Raw genomic sequence first — 17,774 nt, forward strand, 5'->3', positions numbered from 1 at the left:
GCGCTAATTTCCCTTATCTTCCTGAACCTCAAAACGTGCCTTTTCAGCTTTCATTTCTTCCTTTAGTTTTGTTAAACCCAGGCCTAATTCACGCCCTCTTAAGCGGGCATAACCTGCGCAGCCAGTGAACATACTTGTAGCCAGTATGAGTTCTATGATCGCGTACGCTCTCTCTTCAGGTATGGCATAGACTACTGTAAAACCGTGGATCACATAAAAAAGGACGACAAAGTTCGCCCACGCATGAGTATAGGGTTTGCCTGCCACAATACCTCTTAGTGGCAGTAACAGAGGTAACAAATAAAAAAGTGCGAGAAACAATGTTGAATACACGCGCTCTGAAACAAGCGTGAATTGCCAGACAGTGACCCACAGCAAAAGTAATATATGGGAAACAAGGGCCAGATAACGAAGTTTCTTCGTGGATGCAGACATAGGGATCATGCAGATTGTCCTGATAGTTTTTTCGCCAGTGAAGCGAGGCGAGCACCCTGGGCAACGGCTAGCGTCATTTCATCATCGGTCAACCGGGTATCGTTGTTTTTTGCAACATGGGTAACACCATAAGGGCTGCCACCTGACGTGGTATCGTGAAGTGCCGGTTCACTATAGGGAATACCGCATAAAACCATACCGTGATGAAGCAGGGGGAGCATCATGCTGAGTAATGTTGATTCCTGACCACCGTGTAAACTCGATGTAGATGTAAATACACAAGCGGGTTTGTTTATGAGAGCACCTTTTAACCAACTGGCACTGGTACTGTCCAAAAAGTGTTTTAATGGCGCTGCCATATTACCAAATCGTGTAGGGCTACCCATAGCCAGCGCAGAACACGACGCTAGATCCTGTTCGTTTACAAAGGGCGCGCCTGAATCTGGTATTGCAGGCTGGGTGGAAAGATATTCCGGAATAGGCGGCACCGTGCGGATGCGGGCCTCCAGACCTTGTTGCTCTACACCTTTGGCAATAGCCTGAGCCAATTTTTTGGTGCTACCGTGCCGGGAGTAGTAGAGGATCAGTACATGTGGCATTAAAGAATATCCAGTACTCGTTCAGGTGGGCGTCCAATAGCGGCTTTATCGTTGTGAATCACTATCGGGCGTTCGATAAGTTTTGGCGTGTTTGTCATAGCTGCGAATAGAATATCATCGGTTAGATGTGCGTTCTGATCTTTCAAAATTTTGAACTCAGGCTCTTTGGTTCGCATCATGTCGATAGGTGAAACTTGTCCGAGCTGTTTTGCCAGAGTTTTTAGCTCCTCCAAAGACAGGGGTGTTTTGAGGTACTCAATAATAATTGGTTCAATGCCTTTCTCGTTTAGTAGTGCCAGGGTTTGACGACTCTTGGAGCATCGCGGGTTGTGAAGAATGGTCACTTGTTCCATTATGGAGATAATCACTTTTTTAAATTGTGTGTCTGATTTTAACAAGGTTAACATTCAAATCTACATCTAGAGAATGAAAAAATATGAAAATTCAGCGGTCAGCCATTGTAGTCGTTTTCGCAGGTTTATTTGCTTTGGGTATAGGGATTTGGACAAGTAACGGATGGAAAAGTGATGCTGTTACGCTAAACGGCGAGAAGTTAAGTTGGGATAGTGATGATGGTCAATGGAAAGTTATCAATTTTTTTGCCCCCTGGTGTTCACCTTGTCTCAGGGAAATACCAGCACTGAACATACTGCACTACAAAAATAGTTCAACGTTCCGGATTTATGGAGTCAGCTATGACCCTGCAGATCGCCAGCAACTGAAAGCGGTAGTTGATGAACTGGATATTCAATACCCAGTCATTGTGATGGACGATAGCACTGTTTTGCCTATGTCCACGCCACCTTACTTACCGGCAACTTTCATTGTCTCGCCTAAGGGTAAGGTGGTGCAGAGTCTTTTTGGAGAGCAAGATGTGCAATCGCTGCAAGTGTTGTTAGATGACGTCACTGCGACATCGGCCACATCAGAGGCGCTTTAACCTTTCTACATCGTCTCTGAATTGCTTAATTCGCGCGCGTATACGCTGCTTGTCCAAATGATTATCGCCACTGAAATTATAGGCAAATTGTAACTCGTCAATAGCCCGTTCATATGCGCCGTTTAACGCCATCACTTCCGCTTTACTCTGATGCATCCCCTTGAAGTCCTTACTTTGCTTGTAAGCTTCACTTAACAGTTGATGGGCAATTTCATAGTCAGGATGGACGAGAAGAAAATCTTTCAGCACCGCGATAGCTTCGAGATACAACTCGGCTTGTATCATTGCATTGGCCTGATTAAGCGCTAAGACCTGATTCCTTGGCGTTCTCGCCAGGTGAGGTCTGAGTCGTTCAACAGCTTCTTTTACGTCACCGATGGCCAAAGAGATATCAGTGGCGACATCGAGGTAAAATAAGTTTTCAGGATCTCTGGTTAACAATTCGTCAATAATTGCTTTTGCTTTGCCAACTTGTTCATTGCGTAAGTAAGCCAAGGACAGTCCATAGAGACCAGCTTCTTTTAGTACGTAATCACGTTTTTCTACGACTTCTTCATAGTAGTCCAAAGCATATTTTTTATCTAAGGTGTAGCGCGCCATTACCCGGGCTTTTGCTAATTGAAACGACAGGCTTGGAGGTAATCGAACAGGGGGGAAATCTTCCACGCGGTTACGGGCGTCTGCGATACGGTTTTCTGTAAGTGGGTGAGAAAGCAAGCGCGCCGGAGGCCTTGACACCATGCGATATTGTTCTGCAAGTGTAGAAAAGAAAGTAGCGGCGCCGTTGGGATCAAACCCCGAACGTGCGAGCATAGCAATACCAATGCGGTCAGCTTCTTGTTCGTTGCTGCGGGTATAATCAATTTGCATCTGCGCTGATGTTGCCTGACCGGCTGAAATGGCGGCCATACCCGCTTGCGGATCTGCCATTGCAAGCAATACACCGCCAAGCATTGTGGCCAGAGCAATTGGCGCTGCACGCTGTTGGGCTTGCATACGTCTGGCAAGGTGGCGTTGCGTGACATGGGCAATTTCATGGGCTAATACCGATGCTAATTCACTCTCGTTTTTTGCATTGTGGATAAGCCCGGTGTGCACGCCAATATGACCACCAAAAAACGCAAATGCGTTAATAGCTTTGTTGTTTACCCAGAAAAATTCGAAAGGGAACTTGCTGTTTTCTGCCTCAATGACCAGGCGATTGCCTAAATCCTGAAGGTACTCATCAAGCACTGGGTCGCCAATTACCGGGGCTTGCCCCCGCATTTGACGCATGACAGCGTCGCCTATCAACATTTCTTTATCGAGGGGCAAAACCTCAGAGGCCACCACGCCAATTTCTGGGAGGGCATTTTTGTCGGTGTAAGATGCATCTTGAGCGACGGCGCTTAAACTGAACGCCATCATAAATAAGCCGCATTTTAACCCTGTTGTGAGTTTGTCTCTCATTGGACCTTTACTGTAAGTACTACATAACCTATGAAATGTAGAGTAGATAACACCCTGGTAAGTTTCATTTTTTCCATCGTGATATTTCAGCATTGTGCCGCAACACGGCGATGAATACCACCGAGAATCATGCATAATAAGCTTTCAGACACAGTTATCGTGTCTCCGTTTATTCACAGGTTGGACTGTGTATTCGGGATTAAGTTGCTAAAGATAGGTAACTTCCCCTATGATGCTTTTCCTTCTTGTTCATGCAGAGCATAGAATATGAGTTTACTGAGTGTGTTCGGCCGCTGGTACCGCCGAAAGTTTTCTGATCCCGATGCAGCTATGCTGCTCATATTAATTTTGCTTACTGCGACAGTACTGGTGTTCTGGGGCGGGTTGATTATGCCGGTTTTAGTTGCCGCTGTGATCGCCTATCTACTCGACTGGCCGGTAAATCGCCTGGTGAAGATCGGTATAAGACGAACTATTGCTTGCAGTGTGGTTATGTTGATATTTGTTGCACTTACCATTTTGCTGGTTATTGGTTTGTTACCAACGGTGAGTCGTCAAAGTGTGAACCTTATTCAGGAAACCCCTCTGATCTGGCAAAACGCTCAGGATTGGTTTCTCCGTCTACCTGAAAAGTATCCTGATTATGTCCAGGTCTACCAAATCACCGATATGATGGAGAGTATAAATGAGCACCTTGTCGATGTTGGTCAACAGTTACTCACCGCTTCGGTAAGTTCAATTGGCAACCTCGCCGCCATCTTGGTTTATATGATACTTGTACCTCTTATGGTGTTCTTTATGCTCAAAGACAAACTTTTCTTTTTAGACAGCATATCCTCATTGTTACCTAAAGAGCGTCGTTTGATCACCCAGGTTGGTCATGAAATGAATACCCAAATTGCCAACTACATACGAGGAAAAGTGATTGAAATTATTATCGTTGGTACCGTTTCCTGTATTACCTTTGTGTTGATGGATCTGCGATACGCCGTCTTGCTTGGTGTTTTGGTAGGTTTATCTGTGCTTATTCCATACATAGGCGCAGCAGTGGTTACTATTCCAGTGGCTGTAGTCGCTCTGTTTCAGTGGGGGCTGACACCGGATTTTTGGTATCTGATGATAGCCTATGCGATTATTCAGGCGCTTGATGGCAACTTGCTTGTACCGCTGCTCTTCAGTGAGGCAGTAAGCCTTCATCCGTTATACATTATTATTGCCGTGCTGTTCTTTGGCGGTTTATGGGGGTTTTGGGGAGTGTTCTTTGCCATCCCGTTGGCTACCTTAGTCAAGGCTGTCATTACCGCCTGGTCAGATGGCACGGATGAAACCACCATCGTTACGGCTGAATGAAACAACCATCAACCAAAAAGCCCGTTGGGCTTTTTGGTGTTCTCTATGTGCTAACAAATTTATTCAGGCGTTATCGAGATAATCCAACACAACCTGGTGGTGATCTTTAGTTTTAAATTTATCAAATACTTTCTCTATCACACCGTTTTCGTCTATCAAAAAGCTAATACGATGAATGCCGTCGTACTCTCGGCCCATAAATTTTTTCAAGCCCCAAACACCAAACGCTTCTGCTACAGCGTGGTCTTCGTCTGATAACAGAGTAAAATTCAACTGCTCTTTTTCAATAAATTTCGGCAGACGTTTAACGGCGTCGGGACTAATACCCAATACTTCAACGTTATGGGTCTGTAATTCCTCTTGGCTATCACGTAAGTTTTGCGCCTGAACGGTGCAGCCCGGCGTCATCGCCTTTGGATAAAAGTAGACGAGTACTTTCTTACCCGCAAATTGAGCTAATTGTACAGGGTTGTTGTTTTGATCAGGCAAAGTAAATGCTGGCGCGGTGTCGCCTGCTGTTAGTGTGTTCATATGTCTCCTTTGTATTTGTCAACCATTGCGCCAGTGAGATTCAACGACGCATAAAGGGTATCCAGTTCGCATTTTAATTGTTCTAAATCAACGTTGTCGGGCACACTCACGACAAACTTACAACGAACAGCAGTCTGTTGTTTTTGCTTGTCTACATCGGTACTTTGGCGAAACGCACTGATAGATACATGACGGTCTGCGAAAAAACTCGTTACTATGCCGAGTAACCCGGGGCTATCTTTACCACTAAATGATACGTCGTAAAGGTAACTGAGGTTCTGTTTCTCATGGTGGCTGGTTCGTTTTAATACTGACAGTAAGCCGAGATGCTGACACAACTGTGGTAGCGTGAGTTCGGCCCGTGTAATCGCTTGGTGAGTGCCTTCGATAATCATGGTTAAAGAAAACTCTTTACCATAAACGGCCTGACGGCTATCAAGTATATTGCATTGCAAATCGGAAACTGCACCGGCAATTTCGCTGAGAATGCCGCTTTTATCGGTTCCCAGTATGGTTACGATCAGTTGATGGTTCATGACTTCTCGTTGTAAAAATTCCCGTGAGAATGGTAACACAGAGTTTTTTTATCCCGCCAGTGTATGTTTCAGTAAGTAAATAATCTCAAAAAGGCAGCAAAGCGGCTTGTTTTTGAAGGTTTACCTCATTAACATGTGCGCTCACAAAAGCGGGAGAGATTATGTTTAAAGGCAGTTACGTCGCACTGGTCACGCCAATGAATGAAGCTGGCGCGATAGATTATTCTGCATTGCAGAAATTGGTTCAGTTTCACGTTGAGCAGGGGACCCATGGTATTGTGTCTGTTGGTACAACGGGCGAATCTGCGACTCTACCGTTTGAAGAACATATCGAAGTAGTTAAACGCACGGTAGAATATGCCGAAGGCAAGCTACCCGTTATTGCCGGTAGTGGCGCCAATGCCACTGATGAAGCCATTTTTCTTAGCGAACAGATGGCGGGGCTGGGCATTGACGGTTTTTTAAGTGTTGTACCTTATTACAATAAACCCCAACAGCGGGGCATGGTAAAACACTTTGAAGCGGTAGCTGATGCCACAGATTTACCTGTATTGCTTTATAACGTTCCTGGCCGAACTGTCGCTGATATGTTGCCGGAAACTGTGGCTGAATTGACGTCACATAAAAATATTGTCGGGTTAAAAGATGCAACGGGTGATTTATCCCGTTTACGAGCCACGCAGGCATTAGTGCCTGACGACTTTGTTCTGCTTAGCGGTGATGACGGAACGAGTGCGGAGTTTTTAAGTGCTGGTGGCCACGGTGTTATTTCTGTGACGGCGAACGTTGTCCCCCGTGCAATTTCGGATATGTGTAATGCTGCACTTGCCGGCAACTACGATGAATGCCGTAAAGTAAATGCATCAATTGCAGACCTTCATGACGCTATGTTTATAGAGCCAAACCCGGTAATGCCAAAGTGGGCATTATACAAAATGGGGCTTATGCAAAGTGCAGAATTACGCTTGCCGATGGTTTTACCGGAACTTACGAGCCAAAAACAACTCGAAGAACTATTAAAAAAATACGCATTGATTGCTGGTTATTAAGGATCCCGAATGAAAAACACTCTGGCTTTGGTTAGTGGTCTGACAATTTTGACCCTGACAGGTTGTTCGAGCCAACAAGATTACCAAACCGCATCTGGTAGTTACGATTATCTGGAAGCATCGCAACGCGCGTCGGTGAAGATCCCTGAAGGCATGGATGCACCGGAATTTTCTTCAGAGTACGATTTGCCTACTTTAGGCAATAACGCCGATGAATCTCTTGTTGGTAAATCACTGACTGTACAATCTCCCGCACTTGTGTTGCCTTTAGTAAGTGGCTCTCATGTAGAAGAGGGCACGCAAAGCGCGACGATTTGGTTTGACCAGGTTGACGACAGTCAGCCTCTTTCTGTTGCTATTTGGAACACGCTGTTAAGCTTCTTAGAAGAGAACAACATAGGTGTTGAATCCTTCGACAAAGAGAACGGTCAACTTATTACCAATTGGGTGGTAGAAAAAGAAACAGAAGAGTCGTCTTGGTATCAATGGAGCGAGGCGCAGTCAAAGGAAATCGCCAGACGCTTCGTGTTTAACATGTCGGTGAAGCCCCATGGTAGAACAGCGTCTTTAAGTGCATCGCTACAGGATTACAAGTCATCTGTAGATGGTGGCAATACACAAAGCCTGGCTAATCTTAATGCCCTTGTTGAACGTCGGGAAGAAGTGAATATTCTTAATGAGGTCATTACTCACTACGAGTATCAGATCCAGCTTGATCAAACCAAACGCATTGCAGAGATCCGCAAAGGATTGAATCTTGAGCTTGGCTTTGACAAGGAAGGTTCTCCTGCTTATGTGGTGAATGCTCAGTATGACATCGCCTGGCCGCGGTTGCTGCTGGTGTTGCGCAAGATGAGTTTTGACGTTAAAGATTTGGATAAATCCACCGGATTACTTTTTGTTAGTTACAACGGTGACGACAGCGGTTGGTGGAGCGGCTTATTCAGCAGTGGAAAAAACCTGTTGGAGAAGGGCGATTATCGACTTAAGGTAACACCGTCAGGCGATAACCAATCAACCATTACGTTTATGAATGACGAGAGCGAACCCTTCGAGCCCAAAAAGGTGGCCGATATGTATGATCAGTTTGCTCGCGTCATGTCTGAAGACGATTTGGATATTTAAACTTTCTTGAGAGAAACAATGGAAAAGCGCGAAGAACTCTATCGTGGTAAAGCGAAAACAGTCTTTTTAACCGATGACAGTGACAAGCTGATTCTGGAATTCAGAAATGATACTTCTGCATTTGACGGTGAAAAAATTGAACAGTTAGACCGCAAAGGAGAGGTAAATAACAAGTTTAACCACTTCATTATGAATAAACTGGAAGCGGCAGGCATTGCTACTCAGGTAGAGTCACTGTTATCCGATAACGATTCACTGGTCAAGAAACTGGATATGATCCCAGTTGAATGTGTGGTTAGAAATGTGGCTGCAGGCTCATTGGTTCGTCGGTTAGGGGTTGAAGAAGGTATTTCACTTGATCCACCTTTGTTTGAGTTTTTCCTTAAAAACGATGCACTTCACGATCCAATGGTCAACGATTATCATATTGTTTCATTTGGTTGGGCAACGGAGGCACAAATTGCCGAAATGAAACGTTTAACCTTTGCAGTCAATGATGTGCTTAAGGCACTCTTTGATGAAGGCGGTATGATTCTGGTTGATTATAAACTGGAATTTGGGTTAGACAGCGCCGGCAATATTGTTCTAGGTGACGAATTCACACCAGATGGCTGCCGATTGTGGGACAAGGAAACCCGTAAAAAAATGGATAAGGATCGTTTCCGTCAAGGGCTAGGCTCAGTCGTTGAAACCTATATCGAGGTGGCAGCACGCCTTGGTTTGCAGTTGTAATATACCTGCGTCAATCGCACCTGTGATTGACGCATTTCTCCCTTGTTGCCCTGTTACTTCCTCTGTCCGTTAAATCCATCAATATTTTTTGTATATTAAGCCAAATACCATCCAAATTGCTATAAGATCGAAGGTATACCGATAAAGCTTTAATTCAGGCGTGTAATGCATCTATCTCAGGTTATTTTTATTGCAGCGGCAATGATTGCGTTTGCAGCCAATTCACTTTTGTGTCGTATGGCCTTGAGCGAAACGGCAATTGACCCGGCAAGTTTCACGTTCGTTCGTCTGTTAAGTGGTGCCATTACCCTGACGGTATTGTTATTGCTCAATAGGAAAAATGGCTTTCGGGAAGGAAGTTGGTTTGGTGCTACCGCGCTATTTATATACGCAGGAGGGTTTTCTTTCGCGTATGTAAATTTAAGTACCGGCACAGGAGCTCTTCTTTTATTCGGTGCTGTTCAGATTTCCATGCTCACCTGGGGATTTTTCAAAGGCGAAACGTTCAGCCGGATCCAAACCTCTGGTTTTGTTCTGGCTATCCTCGGTTTAATAATTTTACTCTTACCCGGCTTGACGTCGCCACCTTTACTGGCGGCGAGCACCATGGTGATCGCCGGTGTGGCCTGGGGAGCATACTCCCTTATGGGAAGGGGGGTATCGTCTGCACTAGAGATGACAGGCGGTAATTTTGTCAAAGCCAGTCCCATGGCGGCAATAGTGTTGTTACTTATGTCATCCACTGCAACCGTCGATCTTACCGGGTTCGTCCTTGCCGTTTTATCCGGTTCCTTGGCATCAGGGTTGGGTTATGCACTGTGGTATCGTGTACTTCCACTTATCAAAGCCACGAACGCCGCTACCATACAACTGAGTGTTCCCGTTATTGCCACGCTGATGGGCTGGATATTTCTTGGTGAAACCATAAGCCTGCAAATTATTCTTGCCAGCGTAGCTATATTGGGTGGCATAGTGTTAGTTATACGAAATAAACAACAGGCTTAAGTATGGATATGCAATGCCTTGAAAGAAGCGTTCAGCGTTACTGTGAGATGTCTATTTTGATAGGGCCATCGGGTTTGCAGCAGCACGGTAGAATTTCATCATCATCAATGAAGGCGAGGGGGTCTGATGTATAAGTTACCGTGCCTGAAAGTAGTTTGGTGCGACAAGCGCCACAAAAACCATCCCGACAGTGGTAGTGGCACGCGATACCTGCAGCTTCTAGTGATTCCAGTAGGGTTTTTTCGGGCAAACCATGAATAGATTGCAGATTGACGATGTCAATCTGCAATAACTTGTCTGTTTTATCCATGTAAAGCTATAAAGGCTTATAACTCAAAATCAGCGAAGTCGTCTTCACTTACTGCCGAGTCAATTTGTCCTACCAGGTAAGAGCTAATTTCAGACTCTTGAGGTGCCACCTGGACGTTGTCTGAATTCAAGTAATTGTTCATCCACGGTAATGGGTTACTCTTTACTTCAAACGGTGCATCAAAGCCAATTGCTGTCATTCTCTGGTTCGCGATGTATTCAACATACTGACATAAAATCTCTTTGTTCATGCCAATCATTGAGCCACTTTTGAACAGATAGTCAGCCCATTCTTTTTCCTGTTCTACTGCGCTGACGAATATCTCCCGGGCTTCCTCTTTGCATTCCTCTGCGATTTCTGCCATTTCCGGGTCGTCTTTGCCTTTAGCCCACAAATTGAGAATGTGTTGGGTTGAAGACAAATGAAGGTTTTCGTCACGGGCAATCAGGCGAATGATCTTGGCGTTACCTTCCATGAGTTCCCTTTCGGCAAACGCGAATGTACAAGCAAAGGAAACGTAAAAGCGAATAGCTTCCAGCGCATTTACTGAATTCATACACAAGAACATTTTCTTTTTAAGCACGCGCATTGTCACTTCGTACGCTTTGCCATCGACGGTGTGGATCCCTTCGCCTTGTGTTTGCCAAAGCTGGGTATGGAAAATCAAATCATCATAATATTTGGAAATATCTGCCGCACGACGTTTGATTTGATCATTTACCACAATGTCTTCAAAGATACTGCTGGGGTCAGAAAACAGGTTTCGCAATATATGAGTATAAGAACGGGAGTGAATGGTTTCGAAAAATGACCAGGTTTCTATCCAGGTTTCTAACTCAGGCAGTGATACGATAGGGAGAAACGCAATATTAGGGCTACGTCCCTGAACTGAATCTAATAATGTTTGGTATTTCAGGTTGGAAATAAATATATGTTGCTCAGGCTCAGTCAGCTTTTGAAAGTCGACGCGATCCCGCGTGACATCAACTTCTTCCGGACGCCAGAAGAAGGAGATTTGTTTTTCGATGAGTTTCTCAAAAATACTGTGTTTTTGCTGGTCATAACGGGCAACGTTAACCGGGTTTCCAAAAAACATTGGTTCTACGAGGGGATTAACGCTTTGTTGATTGAAGGTTGTATATTTCATCACTGCTATCACTCAATACAAAATTTAACTGGAGTACGTAAGAGGGCGCATTCGCGCCCAACCTGTTACGGACCTATATCTTACAAGCACCACCGGCACAATCGTCATCTTCTTCGATAACAGCGGTTTGGGCCTGAGGCTGAGATTGTGTTTGCTTCACTTCCATAGAACTGGAATCAGTGTTGCCATCTCGAGTGTTGTGATAGTACAGCGTTTTTACGCCCAATTTATAAGCTGTCAGCAAATCTTTGAGTAACAGCTTCATTGGCACCTTGCCACTTTCGTATTTGTTCGGATCGTAGCTGGTGTTGGCTGATATAGTTTGATCAACGAATTTCTGCATGATGCCAACCAACTGTAAGTAACCATCATTAGATGGAATGTCCCACAGCAACTCGTACTTATCTTTCAGTGCTTCATACTCTGGAACGACCTGTTTGAGGACCCCATCTTTACTCGATTTAATACTGATGTGGCCTCGCGGTGGCTCAATACCGTTTGTAGCATTTGAAATTTGCGATGACGTTTCCGAAGGCATTAATGCAGACAATGTAGAGTTCCGCAAACCGTGAGTTTTGATCTCTTCTCGAAGAGATTCCCAGTCAAGGTGCAGCGGCTCATTACATACTTTGTCCAAATCTTTCTTGTAGGTATCTATGGGTAGAATGCCTTTTGCATACGTCGTTTCATTGAACTTAGGGCATGCACCTTTTTCTTTGGCCAGATTCACCGAAGCTTTCAACAAATTATATTGCATGGCTTCAAATGTTTTATGAATAAGTCCATTGGCACTGAAGTCAGAATACTTCACGCCATTCTTCGCCAGATAGTAAGCAAAGTTGATAACGCCAATACCTAAAGTACGGCGATTCATTGTGGCATGGTAAGCCGCTGGTACAGGGTAATCCTGATAGTCAAGAAGGCTGTCCAGGGCTCTAACCGCGAGGTCAGATAATTCCTCAAGTTCATCCAGAGAATCAATTGCGCCCAGGTTAAAAGCAGACAGCGTACACAAAGCGATTTCGCCATTTTCATCATTCACATGCTCGAGAGGCTTGGTTGGCAAGGCGATTTCAAGGCAGAGATTACTCTGGCGTACAGGTGCTACCGCAGGGTCAAACGGACTGTGTGTATTGCAGTGATCTACATTTTGCAGATAAATACGACCCGTTGAAGCGCGCTCCTGCATAAATAAACTGAACAACTCCATCGCTTTGATACGTTTCTTACGGATGGATTCGTCCTGTTCGTACTGCACATACAACTGCTCAAATTTGTCCTGATCAGCGAAGAAGGCATCATATAAACCCGGCACGTCTGAGGGGCTAAACAAGGTGATGTAATCATCCTTCATCATTCTCTGGTACATGAGTTTATTAAATTGCACACCATAGTCGAGATGACGAACGCGGTTCTCTTCAACACCACGGTTATTTTTTAATACCAGTAGTGATTCTACTTCCATGTGCCAAAGCGGGTAGAACAAGGTAGCCGCACCACCGCGAACACCGCCCTGAGAGCAGCTTTTTACTGCAGTCTGGAAGTACTTGTAAAATGGAATACAACCGGTGTGGAATGCTTCTCCACCGCGTATTGGGCTGCCTAAGGCGCGAATACGCCCGGCGTTTACACCGATACCAGCGCGCTGACTTACATATTTCACAATGGCACTGGCAGTGGCGTTGATTGAATCAAGGCTGTCACCGGTTTCAATCAGTACGCAAGAACTGAACTGACGGGTAGGGGTGCGTACACCGGCCATAATGGGTGTGGGCAATGATAATTTAAACGTGGAAGCTGCGTCGTAGAAACGACGAATGTACTGCAAACGGGTGTCTTTCGGGTAATTCCCAAACAAACATGCAGCAACAAGCACATACAGAAACTGTGCGCTTTCGTAAATATCGCCGGTAACACGGTTTTGTACCAGGTATTTACCTTCTAACTGTTTCACTGCGGCATAACTGAAATTCATATCCCGCCAGTGATCAATGAAATCGTCCATGGCGTCGAACTCTTCCTGACTGTAATCTGCCAGTAAGTGCTCGTCATATTTACCCATTTCAACCATTTTCTTGACGTGATCAAACAATCTGGGAGGTTCAAACTGACCATAGGCCTTTTTCCGCAAGTGAAAAATAGCCAAACGTGCGGCCAGATACTGATAATCAGGTGCATCAGTAGAGATCAGGTCGGCAGCTGATTTTATCAGGGTCTCATGGATTTCTCCGGTTTTAATACCGTCGTAAAATTGTATCTGAGCTTTTATTTCAACCTGGGAAACAGAAACATTGTTTAATCCTTCAGCTGCCCATGTAATCACTTTGTGGATCTTATCTAACTCAATGGCTTCTTTTTCGCCATTACGCTTGGTGACATACAAGTTGTTATTCATTAGTACTGGCCGTTAGTTTGTTAGCGCATGAAAATTGGGCTGGCACCCGTTTCATCGATTATATTTGAAATATTAGGGTGGCTGTAAAAGCCTGTCCCGCGGTAGATCGTTTGTTGACTGCTGGAGATCCTGAAAATTCTCATTGCATTTTTTTAGTGAAACACCCGCCGGATAAGACACAAGATAATGAGGTTTCTAGCCTTTTGCAACCCAATATCTGGTGGTTAAAACAGCGATCAAATCAACGCGTAATCCTAGTTAGTAGTGACTCACCTAGAAGGTGCTTAAATGTATCTATCCAGCTAAATGCAACTGTTATTTATTTTTTTCGTCAGTGATTAAAAGTTTTTAATCACTGATGGCAGTCTGATGGAAAAAACTACATGTGGTGGTCAATGAGTGCACTGACACAACATATTGTGCTATCCATTTGATTTTTGCCCATGAATAATATAGTTCACATCGATATTTTTGTCAGATAAATAGAACTGGCGGCTTAAGGGATCCATATGAAGGCCTGTAGCGTGACGGATCAAAATATCCGTTTCATCAGTCATCGCCATAAGTTCAGAGGGCTTGATGAACCGCTCGTGTTGGTGTGTGCCTTTAGGTACAAGTTTAAGTACATATTCTGCGCCAATAATGCCCATTAGCCAAGATTTTACATTGCGGTTAATGGTTGAGAAAAAAAGATGTCCTCCGGGCTTCACTAATGTGGAACACGCTTTAATAATGGACGCAGGGTCGGGAACGTGTTCGAGCATTTCCATGCAGGTTACGATATCGTATTGCCCGGGGTTTTGCGATGCGAAGGCCTCCGCTGCAACACAGTGATAGTCTACAGACACTTGCGACTCCAAGCTGTGGAGCTTGGCAACTTCCAAAGATGCTTCAGCTAAATCGATGCCAGTTACCTCAGCCCCAAGCTTCGCCATTGATTCTGCCAGAATTCCACCACCACATCCTACATCGAGAACTTTTTTCCCAAACAGGCCTTCACTGTGTTGAGCGATAAAATCGAGACGTAATGGATTAATAAGATGGAGAGGTTTAAATTCACCTTCAGCATCCCACCATCTCGAAGCGATCTCACTGAATTTAGCTATTTCCTGTTGATCAACATTAGTAGTCATAACATTCTCATATCAACTGCATAATGTATTACGATACATGATCACATAGCGAAAAGGCACATTAATCGCGATGTCGTTAATTCAATTGAGTGAAAAGTAAGCTGTTAGTGCTTTAGCCCGCAATTGCAGCGATTAAGCGCTACATAAATTGTATTTGCAATGGTACACTCAAGGATTAATTAGCCACCCAATAATAAACAGGCTGGCGGTAGCTTTTATACTTTTATTTCGAAAGTTTGTACCTTTGCCTGGATAGATTAAAAAAGGGATATTGCAGTTTATGAGTGATAACGCTAAAGAAATTCTTCCCGTTAATATAGAGGAAGAGTTGAAAAACTCTTACCTTGATTATGCGATGAGCGTTATTGTCGGGCGCGCGTTGCCCGATGTAAGAGATGGTCTTAAGCCTGTTCACCGTCGCGTATTGTTCGCGATGAATGAACTCAAAAATGACTTCAACAAACCTTACAAAAAATCAGCCCGTGTCGTGGGTGATGTAATCGGTAAGTACCACCCCCACGGCGACAGTGCAGTTTACGATACCATCGTTCGTATGGCACAGCCTTTCTCTCTTCGGTATATGCTGGTAGACGGGCAGGGTAACTTTGGTTCGGTAGACGGCGACTCGGCGGCAGCCATGCGTTATACCGAAGTCAGAATGGCGAAGATAGCCCATGAGCTATTGGCTGATCTAGAAAAAGAAACAGTGGATTTCGTGCCTAACTACGACGGCACAGAACACATCCCAGAAGTATTACCTACCAAAGTACCCAATTTGTTGGTCAACGGTTCGTCAGGTATTGCTGTTGGTATGGCAACAAACATCCCGCCGCACAATCTTACGGAAGTTATTAACGGTTGTGTTGCGCTAATTGAAGACCCGTCACTGCCCATTGAAAGTTTGATGGAATATATCCCAGGGCCAGATTTCCCTACAGCAGCTATGATCAGTGGCCGCAAAGGGATCAACGATGCATACCGCACGGGCCGTGGTAAAATTTATCTTCGTGCCAAGGCCGAGATTGAAACTGACAGCAACGGCAAAGAAACCATTGTAGTCAACGAAATTCCCTACCAGGTTAACAAAGCCCGTCTTATCGAAAAAATTGCCGAACTGGTAAAAGAGAAGCGCATTGAAGGTATTTCTGCGCTGCGGGACGAATCTGATAAAGATGGTATGCGCATCGTTATTGAGGTGAAGCGCAACGAATCTGCTGAAGTACTGTTGAACCATTTATATGCCAATACGCAGCTTCAAACTGTTTTCGGCATTAATATGGTGGCGCTGGATAATGGCCAGCCTAAAGTATTTAACCTCAAGGAAATGCTCGAAGCGTTTATTCTCCATCGCCGGGAAGTCGTTACACGAAGAACGGTGTTTGAACTGCGCAAAGCACGGGATCGCGCCCATATCCTTGAAGGTCTCGCTATTGCGCTCACCAATATCGATCCTATCATCGAACTTATTAAAGCTTCGCCTAGCCCGGCAGAAGCGAAAAAAGCGTTGGTATCCCAAGGTTGGAATTTGGGTAATGTCGCCGACATGTTGGAGCGGGCGGGAGATGATGCTGCAAGACCAGATTGGCTAACCCCGGAATTCGGTATTAGAGATGGCAAATATTTCCTCACCGAACAGCAAGCTCAAGCGATTCTTGATTTACGTCTGCACAAGCTTACAGGCCTTGAACATGAAAAAATTCTCGATGAGTATAAAGAGCTTCTGGCGCTGATTGCTGAGTTACTTCACATACTGCAGAGCCCTGAACGTTTGATGGAAGTCATTCGTGAAGAACTTGAAAAAGTACGGGATGAGTTCGGTGATGAAAGACGTACAGAGATCACTGCAGCCAGCCACGATATTGATATAGAAGATCTCATCGAACAAGAGGATGTGGTTGTAACGCTTTCACGTGAAGGTTATGTCAAATATCAAAAACTTACCGAATATGAGGCGCAACGACGAGGTGGTAAAGGCAAGTCAGCAACTAAAATGAAAGACGAAGATTTCATTGAGCGTCTGTTGGTAGCTAATACACACGATCACATTCTTTGCTTCTCCACGCGGGGCCGGTTGTACTGGTTGAAAGTTTATCAATTGCCGTTTGCCAGCCGTAATGCTCGCGGTAAGCCAATTGTTAACATCCTTCCTTTGGAAGACAACGAACGCATCACTGCGATATTGCCAATCAAAGAGTTTGAAGAAGGTAAGTTTGTGCTCATGGCTACCGCTAATGGTACCGTGAAGAAAACTGATCTCAGCCTCTATTCCAGACCTCGTTCCAGCGGTATTATTGCGGTGAACCTGAACGAAGGCGATGAACTTATCGGCGTAGACATTACCCATGGTGATGACGACATTATGTTGTTCTCTGATGAAGGTAAGGTTGTTCGCTTTAACGAGAAGCTTCGCGATGCAGAGACCGGTGAGGTAAAACGAGACCCTGAAACAGGTGAAGAGCTTCAAGCCTTACGCCCAATGGGAAGGACGGCAACAGGTGTTCGGGGTATAAAACTTCAGGACGGTCAGCGGGTAGTATCACTTATCGTTCCAAGAGGCGATGGCGCAATTCTAACCGCTACCGAGAACGGATATGGTAAGCGTACGCCGCTAGAGGAATATCCGGCCAAGAGTCGTGCTACCCAAGGCGTGGTGTCTATTAAGGTATCGGAACGCAACGGCAAAGTCGTCGGCGCTGTTCAGGTAGATCCGATGGATGAAATTATGCTTATCAGTGACCAGGGAACCCTGGTAAGAACCCGTGTTGATGAAGTATCAACTGTGGGACGGAATACCCAGGGTGTTCGTCTGATCCGTACCGGTGAAGATGAGCACGTTGTCGGGCTCCAGCGCATTGAAGAAATTATCGACGATGAGCTTGAACTGGAAGGCGAGGAAAGCGGAGAAAATACCGCAGACACCCCTTTAAATGAGGGTGCCGCCGATGCTGATAATAATAAGCCAACGACAGAAGAATAAGGGAAAGTGGTCTCAGGTATGAGGCCATTTTCATTCTTTTATGAACAAGCGGCTTATGCCG

At 45.0% G+C, this 17,774-nt stretch carries 17 protein-coding genes; 7 read left to right on the plus strand and 10 right to left on the minus strand.

Annotated elements, in window-relative coordinates; genetic code table 11:
• Positions 1-3: 3 nt before the first annotated feature.
• From ACXACM_RS12875 to arsC, 3 genes are read right to left on the minus strand one after another with little or no spacing between them, the layout of a single operon-like run.
• The gene (locus tag ACXACM_RS12875; protein ID WP_474824342.1) at positions 4-435 is read right to left on the minus strand and encodes a DUF2069 domain-containing protein; all 432 of its coding nucleotides are present in this window, start codon (positions 433-435) and stop codon (positions 4-6) included.
• A gap of 5 nt (positions 436-440) precedes the next feature.
• Positions 441-1,034 carry an NAD(P)H:quinone oxidoreductase gene (wrbA, locus tag ACXACM_RS12880; RefSeq protein WP_474822196.1) on the minus strand — a complete coding sequence of 198 codons (594 nt, stop codon included), beginning with the start codon at positions 1,032-1,034 and terminating at the stop codon, positions 441-443.
• Positions 1,034-1,387 (minus strand): arsenate reductase (glutaredoxin), encoded by a 354-nt coding sequence (gene arsC / locus ACXACM_RS12885; RefSeq protein ID WP_474824344.1) that lies wholly within the window; start codon positions 1,385-1,387, stop codon positions 1,034-1,036. The genes wrbA and arsC overlap by 1 nt, the downstream gene beginning before the upstream one ends.
• 83 nt (positions 1,388-1,470) lie before the next feature.
• On the opposite strand from arsC, the gene ACXACM_RS12890 reads away from it, so the two are divergent.
• Positions 1,471-1,974, plus strand: a complete 504-nt coding sequence (locus ACXACM_RS12890) for a TlpA disulfide reductase family protein (RefSeq protein ID WP_474822197.1) — start codon at positions 1,471-1,473, stop codon at positions 1,972-1,974.
• Here ACXACM_RS12890 and bepA read toward each other — a convergent pair.
• The gene (gene bepA / locus ACXACM_RS12895; protein WP_474822199.1) at positions 1,960-3,423 is read right to left on the minus strand and encodes a beta-barrel assembly-enhancing protease; all 1,464 of its coding nucleotides are present in this window, start codon (positions 3,421-3,423) and stop codon (positions 1,960-1,962) included. The genes ACXACM_RS12890 and bepA overlap by 15 nt on opposite strands.
• A 267-nt stretch (positions 3,424-3,690) precedes the next feature.
• Between bepA and ACXACM_RS12900 the strand changes: the two genes are divergently transcribed.
• Complete coding sequence (locus ACXACM_RS12900; protein WP_474822200.1) at positions 3,691-4,773, plus strand: AI-2E family transporter; 1,083 nt, start codon at positions 3,691-3,693, stop codon at positions 4,771-4,773.
• A gap of 63 nt (positions 4,774-4,836) precedes the next feature.
• On the opposite strand, the gene bcp is transcribed toward ACXACM_RS12900, so the two are convergent.
• On the minus strand, positions 4,837-5,304 hold the full coding sequence (gene bcp, locus ACXACM_RS12905; RefSeq protein WP_474822202.1) for a thioredoxin-dependent thiol peroxidase: 468 nt from the start codon (positions 5,302-5,304) through the stop codon (positions 4,837-4,839).
• On the minus strand, positions 5,301-5,840 hold the full coding sequence (locus ACXACM_RS12910; RefSeq protein ID WP_474822204.1) for a glycine cleavage system transcriptional repressor: 540 nt from the start codon (positions 5,838-5,840) through the stop codon (positions 5,301-5,303). The genes bcp and ACXACM_RS12910 overlap by 4 nt, the downstream gene beginning before the upstream one ends.
• Before the next feature lie 161 nt (positions 5,841-6,001).
• Between ACXACM_RS12910 and dapA the strand changes: the two genes are divergently transcribed.
• From dapA to ACXACM_RS12930, 4 genes are all read left to right on the plus strand, one after another.
• On the plus strand, positions 6,002-6,889 hold the full coding sequence (gene dapA / locus ACXACM_RS12915; protein WP_474822205.1) for a 4-hydroxy-tetrahydrodipicolinate synthase: 888 nt from the start codon (positions 6,002-6,004) through the stop codon (positions 6,887-6,889).
• 9 nt (positions 6,890-6,898) lie between these two features.
• Positions 6,899-8,014, plus strand: a complete 1,116-nt coding sequence (bamC, locus tag ACXACM_RS12920; RefSeq protein ID WP_474822206.1) for an outer membrane protein assembly factor BamC — start codon at positions 6,899-6,901, stop codon at positions 8,012-8,014.
• A gap of 18 nt (positions 8,015-8,032) precedes the next feature.
• On the plus strand, positions 8,033-8,746 hold the full coding sequence (gene purC / locus ACXACM_RS12925) for a phosphoribosylaminoimidazolesuccinocarboxamide synthase (RefSeq protein WP_474822207.1): 714 nt from the start codon (positions 8,033-8,035) through the stop codon (positions 8,744-8,746).
• A 165-nt stretch (positions 8,747-8,911) separates the two neighbouring features.
• Positions 8,912-9,751, plus strand: a complete 840-nt coding sequence (locus ACXACM_RS12930) for a DMT family transporter (RefSeq protein ID WP_474822209.1) — start codon at positions 8,912-8,914, stop codon at positions 9,749-9,751.
• Between the two features lie 37 nt (positions 9,752-9,788).
• Here the strand turns inward: ACXACM_RS12930 and yfaE are convergent, their stop codons facing one another.
• From yfaE to ubiG, 4 genes are all read right to left on the minus strand, one after another.
• Complete coding sequence (gene yfaE / locus ACXACM_RS12935) at positions 9,789-10,061, minus strand: class I ribonucleotide reductase maintenance protein YfaE (protein WP_474822210.1); 273 nt, start codon at positions 10,059-10,061, stop codon at positions 9,789-9,791.
• 16 nt (positions 10,062-10,077) lie between these two features.
• Positions 10,078-11,208, minus strand: a complete 1,131-nt coding sequence (gene nrdB / locus ACXACM_RS12940) for a class Ia ribonucleoside-diphosphate reductase subunit beta (RefSeq protein WP_474822211.1) — start codon at positions 11,206-11,208, stop codon at positions 10,078-10,080.
• 73 nt (positions 11,209-11,281) lie between these two features.
• On the minus strand, positions 11,282-13,603 hold the full coding sequence (gene nrdA / locus ACXACM_RS12945) for a class 1a ribonucleoside-diphosphate reductase subunit alpha (protein ID WP_474822213.1): 2,322 nt from the start codon (positions 13,601-13,603) through the stop codon (positions 11,282-11,284).
• 422 nt (positions 13,604-14,025) lie between these two features.
• Positions 14,026-14,736, minus strand: coding sequence for a bifunctional 2-polyprenyl-6-hydroxyphenol methylase/3-demethylubiquinol 3-O-methyltransferase UbiG (ubiG, locus tag ACXACM_RS12950; protein WP_474822214.1), 711 nt, complete (start codon positions 14,734-14,736; stop codon positions 14,026-14,028).
• Between the two features lie 280 nt (positions 14,737-15,016).
• On the opposite strand from ubiG, the gene gyrA reads away from it, so the two are divergent.
• A complete protein-coding gene (gyrA, locus tag ACXACM_RS12955; RefSeq protein WP_474822215.1) occupies positions 15,017-17,713 on the plus strand; it encodes a DNA topoisomerase (ATP-hydrolyzing) subunit A in 2,697 nt (898 codons plus the stop codon).
• Positions 17,714-17,774: the final 61 nt, after the last annotated feature.

Source organism: Alteromonas sp. AWQ4_252 (assembly GCF_056158205.1).